The organism is Geothrix oryzisoli, assembly GCF_022808865.1.
Classification (GTDB): domain Bacteria; phylum Acidobacteriota; class Holophagae; order Holophagales; family Holophagaceae; genus Geothrix; species Geothrix oryzisoli.
Genome location: NZ_JAKZLB010000001.1, coordinates 457826 through 477463, shown reverse-complemented (window position 1 = coordinate 477463; position 19638 = coordinate 457826). Strand labels below are relative to the sequence as shown.

15 protein-coding genes and 3 tRNA genes are annotated in these 19638 nt (G+C 67.1%); 8 read left to right on the top strand and 10 right to left on the bottom strand.

Going from position 1 to position 19638, the window contains the following annotated elements; all coding sequences use genetic code 11:
* Window positions 1-6: 6 nt before the first annotated feature.
* The 5 genes from MLE43_RS02130 to MLE43_RS02110 form a co-directional block, all read right to left on the bottom strand.
* Window positions 7-690: a LutC/YkgG family protein gene (locus MLE43_RS02130; protein WP_243301255.1), complete on the bottom strand. Its 684-nt coding sequence runs from the start codon at window positions 688-690 to the stop codon at window positions 7-9.
* Window positions 683-2116, bottom strand: coding sequence for a LutB/LldF family L-lactate oxidation iron-sulfur protein (locus MLE43_RS02125; protein WP_243301250.1), 1434 nt, complete (start codon window positions 2114-2116; stop codon window positions 683-685). Before MLE43_RS02125 ends, MLE43_RS02130 begins: the two co-directional genes overlap by 8 nt.
* Window positions 2106-2852 (bottom strand): (Fe-S)-binding protein, encoded by a 747-nt coding sequence (locus MLE43_RS02120; protein ID WP_243301246.1) that lies wholly within the window; start codon window positions 2850-2852, stop codon window positions 2106-2108. Before MLE43_RS02120 ends, MLE43_RS02125 begins: the two co-directional genes overlap by 11 nt.
* Window positions 2849-5704 carry an FAD-binding and (Fe-S)-binding domain-containing protein gene (locus tag MLE43_RS02115; RefSeq protein WP_243301245.1) on the bottom strand — a complete coding sequence of 952 codons (2856 nt, stop codon included), beginning with the start codon at window positions 5702-5704 and terminating at the stop codon, window positions 2849-2851. Before MLE43_RS02115 ends, MLE43_RS02120 begins: the two co-directional genes overlap by 4 nt.
* A 96-nt stretch (window positions 5705-5800) precedes the next feature.
* On the bottom strand, window positions 5801-7561 hold the full coding sequence (locus MLE43_RS02110) for an L-lactate permease (protein ID WP_243301244.1): 1761 nt from the start codon (window positions 7559-7561) through the stop codon (window positions 5801-5803).
* Window positions 7562-7720: 159 nt separating this feature from the next.
* On the opposite strand from MLE43_RS02110, the gene MLE43_RS02105 reads away from it, so the two are divergent.
* Window positions 7721-8437, top strand: coding sequence for a FadR/GntR family transcriptional regulator (locus tag MLE43_RS02105; RefSeq protein ID WP_243301243.1), 717 nt, complete (start codon window positions 7721-7723; stop codon window positions 8435-8437).
* 42 nt (window positions 8438-8479) lie between these two features.
* On the opposite strand, the gene MLE43_RS02100 is transcribed toward MLE43_RS02105, so the two are convergent.
* Window positions 8480-8555, bottom strand: a tRNA-Ile gene (locus MLE43_RS02100).
* A 118-nt stretch (window positions 8556-8673) separates the two neighbouring features.
* On the opposite strand from MLE43_RS02100, the gene MLE43_RS02095 reads away from it, so the two are divergent.
* The 3 genes from MLE43_RS02095 (at window position 8674) to mnmA (ending at window position 13206) form a co-directional block, all read left to right on the top strand.
* Window positions 8674-9699 (top strand): KpsF/GutQ family sugar-phosphate isomerase, encoded by a 1026-nt coding sequence (locus tag MLE43_RS02095; RefSeq protein ID WP_243301242.1) that lies wholly within the window; start codon window positions 8674-8676, stop codon window positions 9697-9699.
* 74 nt (window positions 9700-9773) lie between these two features.
* Window positions 9774-11993: an LptF/LptG family permease gene (locus MLE43_RS02090; protein ID WP_243301241.1), complete on the top strand. Its 2220-nt coding sequence runs from the start codon at window positions 9774-9776 to the stop codon at window positions 11991-11993.
* A gap of 112 nt (window positions 11994-12105) precedes the next feature.
* Window positions 12106-13206, top strand: a complete 1101-nt coding sequence (gene mnmA, locus MLE43_RS02085) for a tRNA 2-thiouridine(34) synthase MnmA (protein ID WP_275975990.1) — start codon at window positions 12106-12108, stop codon at window positions 13204-13206.
* A gap of 8 nt (window positions 13207-13214) precedes the next feature.
* On the opposite strand, the gene amrB is transcribed toward mnmA, so the two are convergent.
* The 4 genes from amrB to MLE43_RS02065 form a co-directional block, all read right to left on the bottom strand.
* Entirely contained in the window at window positions 13215-14366 is a 1152-nt protein-coding gene (gene amrB, locus MLE43_RS02080; protein ID WP_243301238.1) for an AmmeMemoRadiSam system protein B, read from the bottom strand.
* Window positions 14367-14626: 260 nt separating this feature from the next.
* Window positions 14627-14701 (bottom strand) — tRNA-Cys (locus tag MLE43_RS02075).
* A 56-nt stretch (window positions 14702-14757) separates the two neighbouring features.
* Window positions 14758-14832 (bottom strand) — tRNA-Gly (locus tag MLE43_RS02070).
* Between the two features lie 36 nt (window positions 14833-14868).
* On the bottom strand, window positions 14869-15303 hold the full coding sequence (locus MLE43_RS02065) for a Fur family transcriptional regulator (protein WP_243301236.1): 435 nt from the start codon (window positions 15301-15303) through the stop codon (window positions 14869-14871).
* A gap of 36 nt (window positions 15304-15339) precedes the next feature.
* Between MLE43_RS02065 and MLE43_RS02060 the strand changes: the two genes are divergently transcribed.
* From MLE43_RS02060 to MLE43_RS02045, 4 genes are all read left to right on the top strand, one after another.
* Window positions 15340-17013 carry a two-component system sensor histidine kinase NtrB gene (locus MLE43_RS02060; RefSeq protein ID WP_243301235.1) on the top strand — a complete coding sequence of 558 codons (1674 nt, stop codon included), beginning with the start codon at window positions 15340-15342 and terminating at the stop codon, window positions 17011-17013.
* Between the two features lie 193 nt (window positions 17014-17206).
* Window positions 17207-17689, top strand: coding sequence for an LSm family protein (locus MLE43_RS02055; protein WP_243301232.1), 483 nt, complete (start codon window positions 17207-17209; stop codon window positions 17687-17689).
* Window positions 17690-17714: 25 nt separating this feature from the next.
* Window positions 17715-18917 (top strand): PdxA family dehydrogenase, encoded by a 1203-nt coding sequence (locus MLE43_RS02050; RefSeq protein WP_243301230.1) that lies wholly within the window; start codon window positions 17715-17717, stop codon window positions 18915-18917.
* A complete protein-coding gene (locus tag MLE43_RS02045) occupies window positions 18914-19618 on the top strand; it encodes an aminotransferase class IV (protein ID WP_243301228.1) in 705 nt (234 codons plus the stop codon). Before MLE43_RS02050 ends, MLE43_RS02045 begins: the two co-directional genes overlap by 4 nt.
* Window positions 19619-19638 lie beyond the last annotated feature (20 nt).

Sequence of the window (19638 nt, the reverse complement as noted above, 5' to 3'; positions counted from 1 at the left end):
CTCCGTCTACTTCAGATCATCCACGAGCACCACGATGAGGCGCTTGGGACCGTGGACGCCGTAGGCGAGGGTCTGCTCGATGTCGGCGGTCTTGCTGGGGCCGGAGATCATCAGGGCGTTGGGGGGCAGGGCGCGGCCCCAGCCGAGGGCCTTCACGGCGGACCAGAAGCTGTCCTGGATGGTGGAGGCGCGCAGCAGGGCAATGTGGACGGGCGGCACCAGCGACATGAGGCGGGGCTCGGCGGGGCCGGGCAGCAGCAGCAGGCCGCCGGTCTCGGCGACTCCGCCCACGGTGCCGGTGAAGCCCGCATCGATGTCCCCGAACAGCTCCTGCTTGAACGCTTCCACCGGGCGGTCGTAGGGCTTCAGCTGCGGCCCGCCGGGCGCCCAGGCGGCGGCCAGGGCCGCGCCGGCTTCGCTGGTGGGGCCGTACAGCAGGTTCCTCAGGCCCTCGCGCTCGCAGAAGGCACGGACCACGGCGGGCCAGTCGGCGGGCGTGGCTTCGAGGAATTCCGTGTGGACGGCCTCCATGCCTTTGCGCAGCCGGGTGGCGCGCTCCACGGCGGGCCACTGGCGGCGCTCGAGGACCGCCGTATCGAGGGGGGGCAGGGGGCCGGATTCCCCGGCGGCGCGGAGGCGGCCGAGGATGGCGGTGCGGGACTCCGCAGCGGACGAGTTCGGGCTACTCATGGCTGGCTCCCTCGGCGCGCATGCGCTCGCTCAGCGAACGGCGGGCCGGAACAGGTTTGGTGCGGGACTGGGTCCAGTTCTTGATCAGGGGGGCGCTGGCGGGCAGGGCCTTCCCGAAGCGCGTGGCGAACCAGGTCGCGACGCGGTAGAGGGCGGGGCGCTTCGTCACACCGGCCCAGAGGCGCCAGGCCCAGTCCTCGGTGGCGGTGCGGCCCGTGCCCTTGCCGGCCACGGTCGAAGCCATGTCGTCGTGGGTGGCCTCCCGGCGCAGGCGCACCAGGATCTCGGGGATGGGGATCTCCACGGGGCACACTTCCCCGCAGGCGCCGCAGAGGCTGGAGCCGTGGATGAGGTCGTGGCGGACGCCGACGCCCTCCATCTGCGGGGTGAGGATCTTGCCGATGGGGCCCGGATAGATGGCCTCGTAGGCGTGGCCACCCACGCGGGTGTATACGGGGCAGTGGTTCATGCAGGCGCCGCAGCGGATGCAGCGCAGGGTGGCGCGCAGCTGGGGATCGGCGTAGATCCGCGAACGGCCGTTGTCGAGGATGACGAGGTGGACTTCCTGCGGGCCGTCCTTCTCGCCGGCGCCGCGGGGGCCCGTGATGAGGTTGAAGTAGGTGCTCACCGCCTGGCCCGTGGCGGAGCGCGTGAGGATGGCGTAGAGGGGAGCCACATCCTCCAGCTGCGCCACGACCTTCTCGAGGCCCATGACGGCGATGTGGACGGGCGGCACATGGGTGCTCATGCGGCCGTTGCCTTCGTTCTCCACCAGGCACAGGGTCCCGGTCTCGGCCACGGCGAAGTTCACGCCGGACAGGCCGGCATCGGCATCGAGGAACTTCTGGCGCAGCACCTTGCGGGCCATGGCCGTGAGCTCGTCCACATCCTCGGTGTACTTCGCGTCCTTGATCTTCTGGCTGAACTGCCGGGCGATCTGGTCTTTGTTCTTGTGGATGGCCGGCATGATGATGTGGCTCGGCGTCTCGCCATCCAGCTGGATGATGTACTCGCCCAGGTCGGACTCCAGGGCCTCGATGCCCTTGGATTCGAGGAAGGCGTTGAGGTGCATCTCCTCGGAGACCATGCTCTTGCCCTTGACCAGGGTCTTGGCGCCCTTGGCCTGGAGGATGCCCAGGATCAGCTGGTTCGCCTGTTCGCAGGTCTCGGCCCAGTGGACCTTGATGCCGTTCTTGGTGCAGCTGGCCTCCAGCTGTTCCAACAGCTCCGGCAGGCAGAGCAGGCTGCGGGAGCGGATGGCCGTGCTCAGGTCGCGTAGATCCTGGAGATCCCGCGGATCGGGGAACTGGGCCTTGCGCTTGGTGATGAGGCCGTCCATGGCGCGGCGGAAGTTGGCGCGGAGCTGGGGATCCAGCAGGGCCTTGGCGGCGGCATCGCGGAAGTGGATCTCTTTTTCAGCGTGCACGGGTGCGCTCCCAGAGGAATTCGGCGATGTGCTGGACCTTGAGCTTGCTGCGCTTGGCTTCCAGGGCGCCGTTCACGTTCATCAGGCAGCCGCCGTCCGTGGACAGGACGACGGAAGCCCCGGTGGCGGTGGCGTCCGCGACCTTGTCGGTGACCATGGCGCCGGAGATCTCGGGATGGCGCACGGCGAAGGTGCCACCGAAGCCGCAGCACTCGTATTCCCGGGCGAGGGGTGCCAGCTCCACGTTCGCGAGTTGGCCGATGAGGGCCTGGGGCTCGCCCTTCAGGCCCAGGTCGCGGACGGCATGACAGGAGCTGTGCCAGGTGACCTTCACCGGCTCGCCCAGATCCTGCAGCTTCACGTCCAGCACGTCCACGAGGAACTGGGTCAACTCATAGACCCGGGCACTGAAGGCCCGGACCTTGGCCTCGTCGGGCTGTCCATGGAAGAGCTCGGGATAGTGGACCTTCATCATGCCCGCACAGCTGCCGGAGGGCAGGATCACGGGCAAGTCCTGGGGGAAGAGGGCCACCTGGGTGCGGGCCACGTCCCGGGCCTCCTCCCAGTAGCCGCAATTGAAGGCGGGCTGGCCGCAGCAGGTCTGGCCCTCGGGGAAGACCACCTCCACGCCGGCCCGGCGCAGGAGCTGGATGCCGGCCATCCCGGCGTCCGGGAAGAACAGGTCCACCAGGCAGGTGCCGTAGAAGTAGACCTTCTTGGGCTTGGTACCGTTCACTTGGAGACCTCCGGTCGGGTCGCGGACTCGAGCAAGTATAGGAAGCTTCGGTAGACCTGGCCCGTGGAACGGGTCATGCCGACCTCGCAGGTGCGGCTGCTGGCGAAGTAGCCATCGAAGGGTTCAGCTTTCACCTCCCGGGCCTCGTGCTTGGTGGCGGAGGCGGTCAGCTCGGCGTGAGTGAAGCCCCGGTCGCCGGCGAAGCCGCAGCACCCGGCATCCCGCGGAACCACGACCTTGTCGGCGCAGGCCTTGGCGACGCCCTCCAGCTTGGGCAGGAGGTTCATCTTGGTGACGGAGCAGACCGGGTGGAGGACCACGGAACCCACCTTGCGGGTCACCTGGAGGCGGGGCAGCAGGACATCGTTGGCGAAGGCGGTGCTGTCGAGGATCTTCAGCTTGTCGAACTTCGCCTGGTTCTCGGGGGTGAGGTAGCCCCGGCTGGTGAGCACGCCGTAGGTGCAGGGGCTTGTGTCCATGACGATGGCCAGGCGGCCCTGCTGGCTCCACTCCCAGAACTTCTCGATGGTGCGGTTGATGGTATAGCGGTGGGCTTCGTCATAGCCCTTGGAGGAGAAGGGCACGCCGCAGCAGGTGCCTTCCACGTCGAAGGGGATGTGGACCGGGTAGCCGGCCCGCGCCGACACCTTCACCAGCGCCTCCACCAGGCTCATCTCCTCGGGTTCGCCAGGCAGGTGGCCCATCATGCGCGAGAGGCAGGCGGGGAAGTAGATGGCCTGGGCGCCGTCCAGGGTGGTCACGGGCAGCGGTGCCTTGGCGGGCTTGGGCATCTCCGGGCTCCACTGGTGCGAGGCGCCGAAGGTCTTCATGATCCGGGTGATGAAGGGCATGGCCTTGGGGCCGAAGAGGCTCTGGACGATGTGGCCGCTACGCAGGGCCAGGCGCATGACCGGCTCCACCGTGGCGAAGTTGCGGGCCACGGAGAGGGCGATTTTCTGGGCGCGGCGGCTGTGGCTGGCCCGGCGGAAGCGCTTGGTGAGCTGGCCGGTGTCGATCCCCACGGGGCAGGCGGTGGCGCAGAGACCATCCGTGGCGCAGGTGTCCAGGGCCATGTAGGGGAAGGCCTCCTGCAGCGAGGAGAGCAGGGCGGGGTTCTCGCGGTTGCCCTCGAGGCGGGCCATCTCGCGGCGCACGACGATGCGCTGCCGGGGCGTGAGGGTGAGCTCGCGGCTGGGGCACTTGGGCTCGCAGTAGCCGCACTCGATGCACTTGTCGACTTCCTCCTCCACGCCGGGCATGGGCTTGAGATCGGACAGGTGGCAGTGGGGGTCGGCATTCAGGATCACCCCGGGGTTGAGCAGCCGGAGCGGATCGACCAGGGCCTTGAGCTTCTCCATGACCCCCTTGGCCTCGGGGCCCCACTCGGCCTCCACAAAGGGCGCCATGTTGCGGCCCGTGCCGTGCTCGGCCTTGAGGGCGCCGTCGTATTTCTTCACCACCAGTTCCACCACATCATCGATGAGGGCGGCATAGCGGTCCACAGCCGCCTGGTCGTTGAAGGACTGGGTGATGACGAAGTGCAGGTTCCCGTCCTTGGCGTGGCCGAAGAGGATGGCCTCGTCGTAGCGGTGCTTGGCGAAGAGCTTCGTCAGATCGACGGCGGCGTCGGCCAGCTTTTCGACGGGGAAGGCCACATCCTCGATGAGCACCGTGGTACCTCGCTGGCGGACGGCGCCCACGGAGGGGAAGGTGCCCGAGCGGATCTTCCACAGCAGCGCCTGCTCCACGGGATCGTGGGTGAAGCGGGCGGGTTCCATGAGCTGCATGCCGGCGGTGGAGGCCATGGCCAGGCGCTCCAGCTCGGCCCGGGCGGATTCCTCCCGCCCCTGGAACTCCACCAGCAGGGCGGCGGCGCCTTCGGGCAGGCTCTTGATGCTGGCGGGGATGCCCGCCTGGTTCTCCACGGACCGCAGGGACGCACGGTCCAGCAGCTCCAGGGCCGCGGCGCCGGCGTCGCGCAGGGGCACGATGGCGGCGCAGGCGGCGTGCAGGTCGGGGAAGATCAGGAAGCCCGTTACCTTCACGGGCAGGTCGGGCACGGTGTTCAGTACGGCTTCGGCGATGAAGGCCAGGGTGCCTTCGGAGCCCACGAGCACGTTGCGGAAGATGTCCACAGGCCGGTCGAAGTCGATGAAGGCGTTGAGCGAGTAGCCCGTCGTGTTCTTCATCTTGTACTTGGCTCGGATGCGCTCGGCCAGGGGCCGGTTCGCCTCGATCTCGGCCTTGAGCTTCAGCAGGCCCTCGGCCAGGGCGGGCTCGGCGGCGCGGAACCGCTCGTCCGCATCGGGGGCCGCCGTGTCGATCACGGTTCCGGAGGGCAGGACGAAGGTCAGGGATTCCAGCGTGTGGTAGGCGTTCTGCGTGACGCCGCAGCACATGCCGCTGGAGTTGTTGGAGAGGATGCCGCCCACCGTGCAGGTGTTGATGGAGGCGGGATCAGGGCCCATCTTGGCCCGGTAGGGCCGCAGGGCATGGTTCACATGGGCGCCGATGACCCCCGGCTGCACCTTCACCTTGGCGCCACCTTCCAGCACCTGGATGCCGCGCCAGTTGCGGGCCACTTCCACCAGGATGCCGTCCGAGACCGACTGGCCGGAGAGGCTGGTCCCCGCGGCCCGGAAGGTCATGGGGATCTGGGCCTCATGGCTGAGGCGGAACAGCGATTTGACTTCCTCGACGCTGCTCGCGAAGGCCACGGCCTTGGGGATGAGGCGGTAGAAGCTCGCATCGGCGGCAAAGGCGATCAGGTCGACTGGCCGGTCCAGGACACGGTCCGGTCCCAGGATGGTGACGAGGGAATCCCGCAGGGAAGTCGCAGTGGCGGTGGTCATGAGAAATATCCTCCCCCCGGTGCGGGGCGGTAAAAGATCCCGCCGACCCTTGGTGTGTCGGCGGGACCCAGGTCGTTCGTCAGAAATCCGCCGAGGCTACTTGGCCGGGGCGGGGGCAGGCACCGCGACCGGAGCCGCGGGGGTGGCAGGGGCGGGGGCCGTCACGGCCGCAGCGGGGGCCGCGGGCAGCTGGGGCATCATCTTGGCGGGCAGGACCTTCGCATAGAGGAAGATCACGACGCCGACCATGGCGGCCAGGGCCAGGCTGTGGAAGAACACATAGCGGAGGATGGTGCCCTCCTCACCCTGCTGGTTGGTGGCGACCGAGGCCACCACGATGCTCTGGGCGTCGATCATCTTGCCCATGACGCCGCCGGTGGTGTTGGCCGCGGCGGTGATGATCGGGTTCAGGCCCAGCTGCTGGGCGGTGATCTTCTGGAGGCCGCCGAACAGCACGTTGGAGGAGGTGTCGCTGCCGGTCAGGGCCACACCCAGCCAGCCCAGCATGGCGCTGAAGAAGGGGAAGAGTGCCCCGGTGCTGGCGAAGGCCAGGCCCATGGTGGCGTCGATGCCTGCGGACTTGGTGGTGAAGCCCAGGGCCAGCATGGCGGCGATGGTGAGCAGGGACATCTTCACGCGACTGACGGTCTTGCCGAAGATCTTGATCAGTTCGACGGGGCCGAAGCCGACCAGCAGGCCGCTGCAGATGCCGGCCAGCAGGAGGCTGGTGCCCGTGAGGGAGAGCCAGTTCAGGGTCCAGGTGGCGGGTTCCTTGCTCACCTTGGCCACGACGGGCGGAGCCTTCTGGACATTGTTGTGGAGCAGGGGCATCTCAAAGGTCTTGACGGTGTAGCCGGCAAGGAAGTTCGGCTTGTCCTTGGTGCCGCCGTTCAGGAAGGTCTTCACCTGCGGGGTGCCCCAGGCGAACACGAACAGGGACAGGAGCACCCAGGGCATCCAGGCCTTCACGACCTTGCCGGTGCTGTGGTCAGGGGCGACTTCGTGGGCGTCCTCACGCTCGTGCTCGTAGCGCCAGATGGTCTTGGGCTGCCAGACCTTCAGGAACAGGACCAGGGCCACCATGGAGACGATGGCGCCGATGATGTCCACCAGCCAGGGGCCGTGGAAATTGCTCACGAGGAACTGGGTGATGGCGAAGCTGCCACCGGCCACGAGGCAGGCCGGCCAGATTTCCAGCATCGCCTTGCGCCCGGCCATGGTCCAGATGATCCAGAAGGGGACGATCAGGGAGAAGATGGGGAGGATGCGGCCCGCAGCGGCGCTCAGCATCTCGAGGGGCAGGCCGGTCACGCCGGCGAGGGCGATGAGCGGGGCGCCCAGGGCCCCATAGGCCACGGGCGCCGTGTTGCCGATGAGGGCGATGCCGGCGGCCTGGAGGGGACGGAAGCCGAGGCCGATCAGCATGGCCGCGGAGATCGCCACGGGCGTGCCGAAGCCGGCGGCACCCTCGATGAACGCGCCGAAGCTGAAGGCGATCAGCAGAGCCTGGATGCGACGATCCGCCGCCAGGCCGGCGATGGAGTGCTTCACCACCTCAAAATCACCGGACTTCACCGTGATGTCATAGATGAAGATGGCATTCAGCACGATCCAGCCGATGGGGGCAAGGCCATAGAGCGCACCATTGACGGCGGCCATGCCCGCCATGCCCGCGGGCATCTTGTACACGAGGATGGCGACCGCCATACAGGTGACAAGGCCCAGGATGGCCGAGTAGTGGGCCTTCACGTGCTTGGCGAGCAGGCCCAGCAGCACGAAGACCGGTAAGGCGGCCACCAGGGCTGACAGGAAGATATTCCCCATGACGGGGGAATAGACTTGGGTCCAGGGGGTCATGCAGCCTCCAGATGGGGGTAGGGGATGAAGGGGTAGAGTTTTGGAAAAGAGCCTCGCAGAAGCCTACAATGGGTCTAGTGGTCAGACCATAACCAAGAGTCCGTGTTTTTGATCACATCTCCCATCTTTATGGTTTTTAATAATTTAGGATAAACGGATATGGATCTCACACCGATCAAGACCAAGCGGCTCTACGAGGAAATCGTCGAGCAGATCAAGCAGCTCATCGCCGACGGGAAGCTGAAGCCCGGCGACAAGCTCCTCGCCGAGCGCGATCTGGCCGAGCGGTTCCAGGTCAGCCGGGCCTCCGTGCGGGAGGCCATCCGAACCCTGGAGATGCTCGGCATCATCGACATCCGCCCCGGCGAGGGCACCTTCGTCAGGGGCACGGAGACGGATGAAATCATCCGGCCCCTCGCCATGTTCCTGGCGGTCGAGCGCAACTCGCTCCTCGACATGTTCGAAATGCGGAGGATCTTCGAGACGGCCACCGCGAGCCTGGCGGCCCAGCGGGCCACCTTCGAGGAACTCGACCAGATCGAGTCCATGCTGGCGAACATGCGGGAGCGCCTCAACCTGAATGATTCCGAGAAGGGCGAGGAGTTCGACACGGCCTTCCACTACGCCGTGGCGGAGGCCACCCACAACAGCCTGCTGACCAAGCTCTTCAAGACCGTCTCCGAGGAGTTCGCCAAGGCCAATTCGGTGGCCCGGCGGCAGCTGTACCAGGACAACGTCCAGAATCCCCAGCGGATCATCGACCAGCACTCCGAGATCCTCGCCGCCATCCGGTCGGGCTCCTCCCAGGCCGCTTCCGAGGCCATGCTCGCGCATCTGACCTTCGCCGAGGGCGAGCTGCGGAAGTGGATCGTGTAGCACCCATCGCCAGCGTGGCTTGCCGCTGGGGATGGGCGCAGATGGTGGCCCCGGTGGGGTTCGAACCCACGACCAAGCGGTTATGAGCCGCCAGCTCTGACCGCTGAGCTACAGGGCCGGGGCCAGTGTAGCAAACGCGGGCACAGTCCCCGGCTTCCGGCTCGCGCGGCTCAACGCCCGGGCCGTGAGTCGAGCAGGGGCCGGGGCAGGGGAAGCTCGGGACAATGGCTGGTAGCATGAACGCTTTGCATCACCCCATCGGAGTCAGCACCGTGACGACGGACGAGAACCAGGTCACCAGGGACGCGGAGGCTGGGCGCAACGTGTTGGATGCCACCCAGGCCGCGCTCCAGGAATTGCGCGACAGCTGGAATCCGGCCCAGGTGGACGACTGGTGCACCAAGGTGCTGGCACGCCCCGGCCGCGTCGTGCTCACCGGCATGGGGAAGTCGGGCCTCGTGGCCCAGAAGGTGGCCGCGACCCTGGCGTCGACGGGGTGTCCCAGCCTGTTCCTCCACCCGGCCGAAGCCCTGCATGGCGATCTCGGCATGGTGACCCGTGATGATTCCGTCCTGGCCCTTTCCAACAGTGGGGAGAGCGAGGAGCTGGTCCGGCTGTTGCCCAGCCTGGTGCGCCTGGGCATTCCGATGGCCGCCATCACGGCCCGTTCCGAGAGCAGCCTCGGGCAGGCCGCCCAATGGCGGTTCACCTATCGGCTTCCCCAGGGCGAAGGGTGTCCCCTGGACTTGGCTCCCATGGCCAGCACCACCCTCCAGCTCATCTGGGGCGATCTCCTGGCCGCCAGTCTCATGACCCGCCGGGGCTTCACGCGGGACCACTTCGCCCTGAATCACCCTGCTGGAAGTCTCGGGGCGAAACTCATGAGGGTGAAAGGCTTGATGCACACTTCCTGGCCGATGGTCCTGTCGTCGTCGCCCCTGACCGAAGTCCTGAGGGCCATGACGGGCGGGCGGCTGGGCATGACCAGCGTCATGGATGGGCCGGCCTTGCTGGGGGTCATCACAGACGGTGACATCCGCCGGGCCCTGGAGTCCGCCGAGCGGGAAGGCCGGAACCCGCTCGAACTTCGTGCCGAGCAGATGATGACGCGCTCCCCGGCGATGATCGATGAAGAGGCCCTGGCCCTGGAGGCTGCCGGCGACATGGAGTCCCGGAAGATCACTTTCCTCATGGTGAAGAAGGGGGACCGGCCCAGCGGTCTCATTCATATCCACGATTTGCTGGCGGCCAAGGTGTTGTAGGTTCGGACCCCAGTCCTTGGTCTGGATTCAAGGTTACATAATATACATTATCGAAAGTTAAATCTGGACCCACGGTGCCCTCGATTCTGACCCGATACATCCTCCGCCGATGGGCGACCCCTTTCCTCGGGGCGCTGTTCTTCTATGGGTTCCTCCTGGTGTCGTGGGAGATGATCGCCATCTCCCGGGAGATCTTTTCGCAGGGTGCGCCTCTGCGCTGGATGTTCCCCCTGCTCCTGCTGTCCCTTCCGGAAACGTTCTCCATGGTCCTGCCCATGGCGGCCGTGCTTGGCGGCCTCCTGGGAACGCAGCAGATGATGGAGGGGTCGGAGCTGGTGGCGGCCCAGGGGCTCGGCGCGGGCCGGCGGACCTGGTCCTCCCCCTGGCTGATCATGGCCTGCGGGCTTCTGTTTCTGGCCTCAGTCAACGCGCACCTCCTGGTGCCGGTCTCGGCCGGCCTTCAACAGACGCTCCGCCACAAGATGTCCGAGGAGGCCAAGGCCAGGTTCCTGCGGCCCGGGAGCCCCCCCTGGCACCCCCCCGGTTCCCCGGACACGGCCTTCTGGGTCGCGGAGAATGGCCAGATCCATCTGATGGAAACAACCCCCCAGGGTACCCAGCACCTGACGGCCTCCCGGATGACCTATGCCCTGGAGAACACGCCGTCCGGCGGTGCGGAGATCATGCTGCACTTGTCAGACCTGCAGGGCGTGCTGTTCCAGCCAGCTGGAGGCGGCAGTGTGATCCACCTGAGGCAGGAGCAGCAGACCCTGCGGTTCGCCATTCCTTCGGGCCCCCGCCTGCTCGCCCCGATTCCCCTGAGGTACGAATCCTCCCGGTCCCTGATGCAGATATACCGGGACCCGGCGGTCCCTGAAGCCCAACGGCAGCAGTCGGCCCTGGAGCTCAGCCGAAGGCTCACCCTCCCGGTGGCCGGCATCGCGTTGCTGCTGATGGGCATTGCCCTGGGGTTCGGTCACCCCAGGTTCTATCGCGGTGGGGCCGTCATCAAAAGCCTGGGAGTGATCCTCGTTTACTATCTGCTGATGAAGTATTTCGAAAACATGATTTTGAGCGGAAAAGTTGAATCGATTTATCCAACCCTTATCCTCCCCTTCCTCTTCCTGGGAGCCGGGTGGCTGATCCTCACCCAGCGGCTGATGCCCCATCGGACCCACCAGGGTCTCGGGCCTCGCCTGTTGCGGCCCCTCGGGCGCTTCCTGCACCTGGGGCCACTGCATTACCGCTGGTCGACGGCCAAAGCCTCCATTCTCCGCTGGATTCACGGCCAGGGCACCCGTCGGGGCATCTTCAGCCACTGGTCCACCCTGGCCTGGTGGCGCAACTGGGGTCTGACCCTGGGCAGTCTCCTCGCGCTGGATCTCCTGATCGAGTTCTCGAACCTGGCTGGAGACCTGTCGAAAAACAATATTCATCTCTTTGTCTTCGTTAAATATTGGGTATGGAATCTCCCGCCGTTCCTGGAGGTTGCATTCCCGATCTCCTTCCTCCTGGGGAGCATGCTCGCCCTGTCCGAGGCCGCCCTCAACCGGGAGTGGCTGGCCATCCGTGCCGGTGGAGTCAGCCTGCTCCAGTGGATATGGGCCAGCCGTTTCGCCTGGGGGGTCGTGGTCATCGCCACCTTCCTCCTCCAGGCAGGCCTGGCGCCCCTGGCCAGGACCCAGGCCCGGATCCTGTACCAGCAGATCCTGCAGCGTCCCAGAACGTCTTCTTCCACTTCGCCATGGATGTACCTCGGCTCCACGGGTGTCCTGTGGCATCTGGCCCCTGACACCCGGTGGGGCTTCCCCCTGAAGGCCCCGGAGGAAGCCCCGATCCTCCTCCGATGGCAACCTGGCGCCGAGCGGTCGGAGGCCCTGGCCTGGGGGGGATCCCACCTGGTACCCGGGCCCGCCACCCAGGATCTCTTCCCGGATCGCGCCCTCCAGACGGCCCCCTCAGCGGCGGAGGCCTCGACCCTTGATCTGGCCCAGTGGCAGCGGTGGGCGCCAGATCCTGAGCGTTCCTACCTGCTCTGGAGCCGCCTTCTGGGCTGGCTGGCAGGACCCCTGCTCGTTCTGGCCATGCTCTCCTACACCTTTCCAGGGCCGCGCGGGGGGCGCGGCCAGGCCATCGGGGCCGGGCTGGTCAGCGGCCTCGTCTTTTTCGGCCTTCAGACCCTTTTTGGGGGGGCCGCCCGGGCCTCCGAGATGCCCGCCTACTGGGGCATCCTGGCCCCCTATCTCCTTCTGTGTGCCAGCGCCCTGCTCCGCGTCTACAAGCTGCGGACCTGACGGCCAGACCACCCATGAGCCCTTCCATCCCAAGAATTACCATCAACCGCCTACACCCGGCGACCTGGGGTCCTGACCTGTGACGTCCTTGCTTTCCCGCGTTCAAGCCGCCTTGAGCGAACACCCGACGCTCCGCCCCGGAGCCAGAGTGCTTGCGGCCATGTCCGGAGGGGTCGACAGCTCCGTCATGGCCGCCCTGCTCCATCGGTGCGGCTATGAGGTCATCGGCATTTCCATGCAACTCTTCGACAAGAAGACCACTCAAACTTCGGATGGGAAGTGCTGTACTCTTGACGACTTCCAGGACGCCCGTCGGGTGGCCTATGACATGGGCTTCGCCCACTATGTGATGGACTTCGAGGCCCGGTTCCGCGACACCGTCATCGAAGGATTCATCCAAGGTTATCTTGACGGTGAAACACCCAGTCCTTGCATCCGTTGCAACCAATATCTCAAGTTCTCTGCGCTGATGGAGCGGGCCGAAGCCCTGGATGCCCCCTTCGTGGCCACCGGCCACTACGCGACCATCACCCACGAGGGAGGGCGCTGGCACCTCCGGAAGGCCGCAGACCCGGCCAAGGACCAGAGCTACTTCCTCTTCCACCACACCCAGGCCACCCTGGCGAAGACCCTGTTCCCCCTTGCCCACCTCACCAAGCCCGAGGTCCGGAGCCTGGGTGCCGAGCTGGGCCTGCACCTGGCCGAGAAACCTGAAAGCCAGGAAATCTGCTTCGTGACGCAGGATCGCTATGACGCCTTCCTCGCGGAGGAGGGGCGCGACCCCCACCGGGGAGACGGAGATATCCGCCACCTGGATGGACGGGTCCTGGGCCGGCATCACGGGTACTGGCGCCATACCGTGGGCCAGCGCCGGGGGCTGGGCGTCGCCTACTCGGAGCCTCTCTATGTGGTCCGGGTGGACCCGGCCACCAACACGGTCTGGGTGGGTGGTGAGGCCGATCTCCTTGGCCACGACCTGGTGGCGCGGGAGCTGAGCTGGGTGGACGCCCCTCCCCCGGGACCCCTGGCCTGCCAGGCCCGCATCCGGAGCCGGTCTCCCGAGGCCGAGGCTCTGGTGATCCCCCTGCCGGATGGCCGGGTGAAAGTGGCCTTCGCCGAGCCCCAGCGGGCCATTGCGGCCGGCCAGGCTGTGGTCTTCTACCGGGATGGCGAACTCCTGGGGGGCGGCTGGATCGATGCCCGACCGGAGTGACCCGGAGGTCAGTTTCCGCTGAGCCCGAAGGCCACACCCGGATAGCTCACAAAATGATAGAGGTTGGCTTCCGCTGTGGCGCCCATGCCCAGGTCTTTGACGGGGAGTTGGGGGAAGCTGATGGAGGTGCCGAAAGCCACGGCCTGCCCCAGCGGAGCGGGGATCCCCAGATCTCGGCGGGTCTCGTCCAGGAGCAGGAGGCCGAAGGTGATGGAGAAGCGGCCACACCAGGGCATGCGGTACTGGTTGGGATCCTGCGGGTTGACCACCCGCTCGAAAAAGCCCTTGGCCTTGGCAACCGTGACCGGGCCCGACAAGGGACCCCTCAGCAGCTGACGATCCTGCTCCACGGCTTCTGAGTAGGCGGCCACGCCCCCCACACCGTGCGGTGTGTAATTGAAGTCCTGGCCGTAATGGATGCCATCGGAGGAGATGACGATCGCCACATCGCGTCCGAGGGACCAGCCTCGAGCCTTCATGCTCGCCGAGAGGGCTTTCCCCAGATGGGCTGCCAGTTCCTGGAACCGGGCGAAAGAGGCGGAGGGCACCAGGATGGACACGATCTCCACGCCCGGGTCCTGGTGCTTCAGCCAGTAGGCGATTGCCTCGACGGAGTGTTCGCTGTCCTGCATGGCCGCGTCGCGGATGACATCCGTGGCTGGGATCCGGGCCAGGAGGTCTTCGCGCAGGTTCGAGACCTTGATCTCGCCATCCGGCGAACGCCAGGCGCGATAGGGATCGAACACCAGGGCGTCCTTGGCGTCGAAGCGGCGGTATTTGTGGAAGACCCCCACGAGGACGATGGTGTGGGCCTTCACCAGTGGCATCAGCTGGCGGTAGACGCGCCCCGCATAGAGGTAGTCGTCATGGGGACAGATGAGGCCGGCGACGCCGGGCGCGGGCATGGGTGCCAAGGCTTCGGGGGGCGGCGGCAGCGCGGAGCGCTCCCACACCTTGGCCATCTGGTCCGGCTTCGAAGCGAAACCCACCGCATCCTGCTGTCCCCGGAGGTCTCCCTGGGATGGAATGCCCATGGTCTTCCGGACCTCTTCCAGCGTGGGGCGCTGGGGTGGGACCGGAAGGGTGGACAGCGAAGCCTGGGCGAGGCCGGGAAGACAGGCCAGGGAACAGGCACAGAAGATGGCCGTGGCGCGATTCATGGGGGATCTCCGGAATCACCCTAGCAGCCCAGGTCCGCGCCACTCGCGACTTCGATCTCGACCGGCGCAAAAAAGCCCCCTTGCGGGGGCTGGTCTGGAGGCGCCGATCGGAATCCCGTTCCCGCCGCGCGATTGGCTGCGCACGGCCCTGATCACCAGGGACGCCACATCGAGTGGCGCCCCTGGTGGGGCCTACCTGCGCGCCACTCGCGACTTCGATTCCGACCGGCGCAAAAAAAGCCCCCTTGCGGGGGCTGGTCTGGAGGCGCCGATCGGAATCGAACCGATGGATACAGGATTTGCAGTCCCGGGCCTTACCACTTGGCTACGGCGCCTTGCGTGTTGCTGTGGAGCTTTCAAACGATCCGGGCCGCTTGCGCGGCCCGGGCAGTGGAGCGGGTGATGGGATTTGAACCCACGACTTCAACCTTGGCAAGGTTGCACTCTACCACTGAGTTACACCCGCGTGAGACATCAAGACTAGCAATGGCGCGCGATCCGGTCAACGGTCTTTTTCGGATCGACAGGTCGGGCAGAGGCCGAAAAGCATCAGCTGGTGCCGGGTGATCCGGAACCCTGAAAGCGATTCGAGTTCGATCAGCGATTCGTCGAGACCGCAGGCATCGACTTCCACCGTGCGCCCACAGCGTTCGCATTGGAGATGGTGATGGTGCCGGCGCGAATCGCAACGGACGAAGCGCATGACCTGGTCCGGGCCCATGATGCTCTCGGCCCAGCCCTCCTGGACGAAGCGCTCGAGGTTCCGGTAGACCGTGGGCAGGCCGGACCGCCGCTCCGGCATGCGTTCCCAGATCTCCTCCACAGTGAGCGGACGATCCGAGTCCTTGAGCACCTGGAGGATTCCTTCGCGCTGGGGCGTCTGCCGCATGCCTGCGGCGCGCAGGGAGGGCGAGGGGGCGGGGGCAGGGTCGGGCATGGCCCTAGAATGCCAGATTCGGGCATGCTGGATCCTATGCTCCAACGCACATTGGGTCGATTCGGTGCCTCGGACACCAGCCAGCCGTTCCTGCCCCTCGCCTTCCGACTCTATGCCAGCTTCGGCCTGCTGGTGCTGCACCTTGCGCTGCCGGCCGACGGCCGGGTTGCGGGGCCGGGCGAGAACCTGTATCTGGCGACCCTGGCGCTCCTGCTCGTCGAGGCGATCGGGGAATCGGCCCAGGGCCTCCGGGGCCGGGGCCAGCTCTTTCCGACTCCGGCCCTGCCCTGGATCTGGTGGAATCTCGTACTGGACCTGGCTCTGGTCACCCTCGTGATCGCCTACCAGGGCGTGGTCCAGGAGCGGTTCTCCACCCTCTACATCTTCCCCGTGCTGGCCTCGGCCTTCTACCTGGGGACCACCGAGATCGTCTGGGTGGGCGTGGTCTGTTCCATCTCGCACATCCTGCTGGTGCTGGGGTTCACGCTGGAGTGGATCCCGCCCTTCGGGCTGTCCGGTCAGGGCCTGGATCTGGAGGGGGGCCATCTGCCGTTCCTGCTGGGCATCACGTCCCTGCAGGTCTTCGCCACCACGCTGGTGGTGGTGCTCATCCGCAGGAACCTCGAGCGGTTGCGCACGGACCTGAGCGCCAGCGAAGCCACGGTGGGCGAGCTCTCGGCGCTGCACCGCCGCGTGGTGGACTCCATGTCCTCCGGCCTGATCACGCTGGATTCCTCCGGGCGGGTCACCTCTGCCAATCCCGCCGCAGAGGCCATTCTCGGCGGGCCCGTGCCCATGGGCATTCCCATCCAGGACCTCCTTCCCCTCGGCCATCCCCTGCCGGCCCAGCACCGCTTCGAGTTCGTGCTTCCGGCGGAGGGGCGGCCTCCCCAGATTCTGGGAGGGCATCTGACCTCCCTGCGCGACTCCGGGGGCCAGGAAACGGGCCAGCTGCTGCTGTTCCAGGACCTGACCGAGCTCAAGGCCCTGGCGGAGCGCACCCGGATCAGTGAGCGCCTGGCCGCCATCGGCCAACTGGCCGCCGGGCTCGCCCATGAGCTCCGCAACCCGCTGGCTTCCATCAGCGGATGCGTCCAGCTCCTGGGCCGCCAGGGGGCGACGGAAGAGGTCAGGGCCCGCGTGCTCGGGATCCTGGAGCGGGAGACGCAGCGAGTGGGGGCGATCGTCACCGGATTCCTCGACCTCGCCCGGCCCGAAGTCGCGCCCGCCAAGGTGCTCTCCCTGCCCCGCGTCCTGGACGAGGCCCGCGCGAGCTGGGAGATGGACCCCCGCACCGAGGGCCTCCCCCTTGACCTGCGGGAACCACCTCGGGCCTTTTTCCAGGCCGATCCGGCGGGCCTGCACCGGATGCTCATGAACCTCCTGAGCAACGCCCGGAAGGCCGTGAGGGATGTCCCCACACCTAAGGTCAGTCTTTCCGCCCGCTTATCGGCCGGGCAGATCCAGCTGGAAGTGGCTGACAACGGCTGCGGCATGGCCCCGGACCAGCTGGAACGCCTGTTCGTGCCGTTCTCGGGCAGTTTCGAGGAAGGCTCGGGGCTGGGCATGAGCCTGGTCTACAAATTCACCGAGGCCATGGGATGGCGCATTGACGTCCAGAGCCGGCCTGGAGCAGGCACCCGGGTCCGGATTTTCCTACCTGTGAGTTCAGCACAAGAGCCGATGGCGGAGCACCCCGATCCGGCGTAAACTTCCGGCAGCTTTCCGACATCTAAATCAGGACACACCCTTGCAGGGTCCACTTGGCACCTGCCACAGTGGTTCATCCCTTCCACGGCTTCGGTATCTGCCCTCTTGGCAGGCCCTGCCCAGCCATGACGGGAGTGGCCACCCGCCAATGCCTTTGACATCTTCCGCACTGCCCGCCGGGCCAGGATCTGCCATGAACCGCAAGCTCATCCGACCGAACCTCAGCGAACTCAAGGACAAGCTGGGCATTCCCGCCAAGGGGGGCGGCGGTGAAGCCATGACGCCAGTCCCCCCCGCCCTGACGGCGGCCGGGGAACCGAACCCGGCGGTCAACCCGTCGGCGGCCACGGCGCCCCAGGGACTCGGGAGCCCGCGGCGCAAGATCGCACCCCCCGAGCAGACCAACGCCGAGAGTTTCTACTACCTCAAGCAGATGCAGTCCAAGACGCCGATGGTGATCGTGCTTCAGGACGACGAGAAGGTGCGGGGCGTCATCGAGTGGTATGACAAGCACTGTCTGAAGATCAACCGGGTGAAGGAACCCAACGTCCTCGTGCCCAAGCACAACATCAAGTACATCTACAAACAGGAAGAGGAGCCCCGGATCCGCCGGAGCCGCCCGACCAAGAAGGAAGAGCCGCTGACCGCGGAAGTGGAGATCGCCGCCTACGATTGAGGGCGGGAACGCCTCAGGGGTCACCATGAGCCGCCCACCGCGCATCGCCATCAGCCTGGGAGATCCCTGCGGCATCGGACCCGAGCTGTTGTTGCGGTCTCTGCCGACGCTGGGGACCTGGGCCGACGTGATCGTGGTGGGATCACGGGCGGGCCTGGACCTTCTCAAGGGCACGGAGGGGAGGCTCGCGAACTGGAGCTGGGCGGATGCCCCCGCGCCCGCGCCGGAGGATTTTCGCGGCATCGCCTGCGGGCTCGAAGTGGAGAGCCCCGGCGGATCGGCCGTCGCGCTCTGGCTTGATCCCACCCCTGAGATCCGCGCCGATCATCTGGTCCTGGGCCAGGGTTCCGCCGCCTCCGGGCGGGCCACCGTGGAGGCCATCCGCGTGGCGGCGGGCCTTGCCATGGCTGGCGCCGTGGATGCCCTCACCACCCTGCCCATGGCCAAGTCCGCGGCGCACCTCGCCGGGTATCCGATCCCCGGCCACACCGAGTACCTCCAGGCCCTTGCCGGCGCGCCGCTCACCCGCATGGCTTTCGTGAGCCCGCGCCTCTCGGTGGTGCTGCACACCGTCCACCAGAGCCTGCGATCCGTGGTCGAGGACCTGGACGCGGAGGCTGTGGCCGAAACCCTGGCCTTCGCCGCCAGCCGTTTCATCCAGCTCACGGGGAACCCGGACCTCCGGGTGGCCCTCTGCGCCCTGAATCCTCACGCCGGCGAGGCAGGGGCCTTCGGCGACGAGGAGCGGCTGCTGGTCGAGGCCCGCGAGCGGGCCGAGGCCGCCTTCCGCGAGGCTGGATCGGCCGGCCCTTTTGCCACGCTGCCCTCCCCCTTCCCCGCGGAGCCGGCACCGGCAGGGTGGACGCTTCATCCGACAGAGTTCCGGGCCCCCGGGAGCACCGCCGGACCCGGCGGCCCGCGCTTCTCCGGCCCTCTGCCGTCGGACAGCCTGTTCCACCGAGCGGTCTCCGGCGAGTTCGACCTCGTGGTTGCCCTGTACCACGACCAGGGACTGATTCCCATCAAGCTGCTGGAACCCAGTCGGGCCGTGAATCTCACCCTGGGCCTGCCTTTCATCCGAACCAGTCCGGACCATGGCACCGCCTTCGACAAGGCCGGGAAGTGGATCGCCGATCCCCGGAACTTCCTCGAAGCCGCGGCCATGGCGGTGCGTCTGGCCGGACGGGCCCGCCAGGAGCCCTGGACCGCCCAGGTGGTCGGACCTTGAGTCCCGCCCTTCGAGCCGCCTTCGGGCCCGGCGCGACCTGCCATGGGGTGGAGCCTCAGAACCTCCCGTTTCCGCGCACGGCCCTTCCGATCCGTCATGGCGCACCCCTGCATCTGGAGGCCCACCTGGAACGCCTGCATGCCGGCGCCAAGGCCCTGGGCAGCACCCCTTCCTGGCTGGCCGAGGCCGCGGAGGAACTCGGCCATTGGCTGAAGCGGCATGCCGCACCCGAGGCCGCGCTGCGCCTGGAACTCCGCCTCGACCTCAAACTCATGGAGGCTCGCCTGGAGCCCCTGCCGCAGGCCTCCATTCCGTACCGCCTCGCCCCCCTGCCCCATCCCATGGGGGACTTGCGCCCAAACCCTTTGGCTCCGCACAAGGGCCTCTCCGGCCCCTGGCGACCCCAGGTCCTGGCTGAGGTCTGGCAACATGGCGCCGAGGATGCCCTGCTGCTCTGGCCGGACGGGACACTGGCGGAAACCGCCATCGCCACGGTCGCCCTGGAACGGGAGGGGATCCTGACCCTGCCTCCCGCGGCGGGCCGCGTAGCCAGCGTCGCTGAACGACTGGACCTTCCCCTCTGGGCCGAGGCAAGGGGGTGGACCGTGCACCACGCGTCCATCCCGCGTGAGGACTGCTCCGGCGGTCAAATCTGGTGCATGAACGCCCTCCGCGGCCTCTGGCCCGCCGTCCTTCTCTGAGAGGTTCATCCGGGACTCCA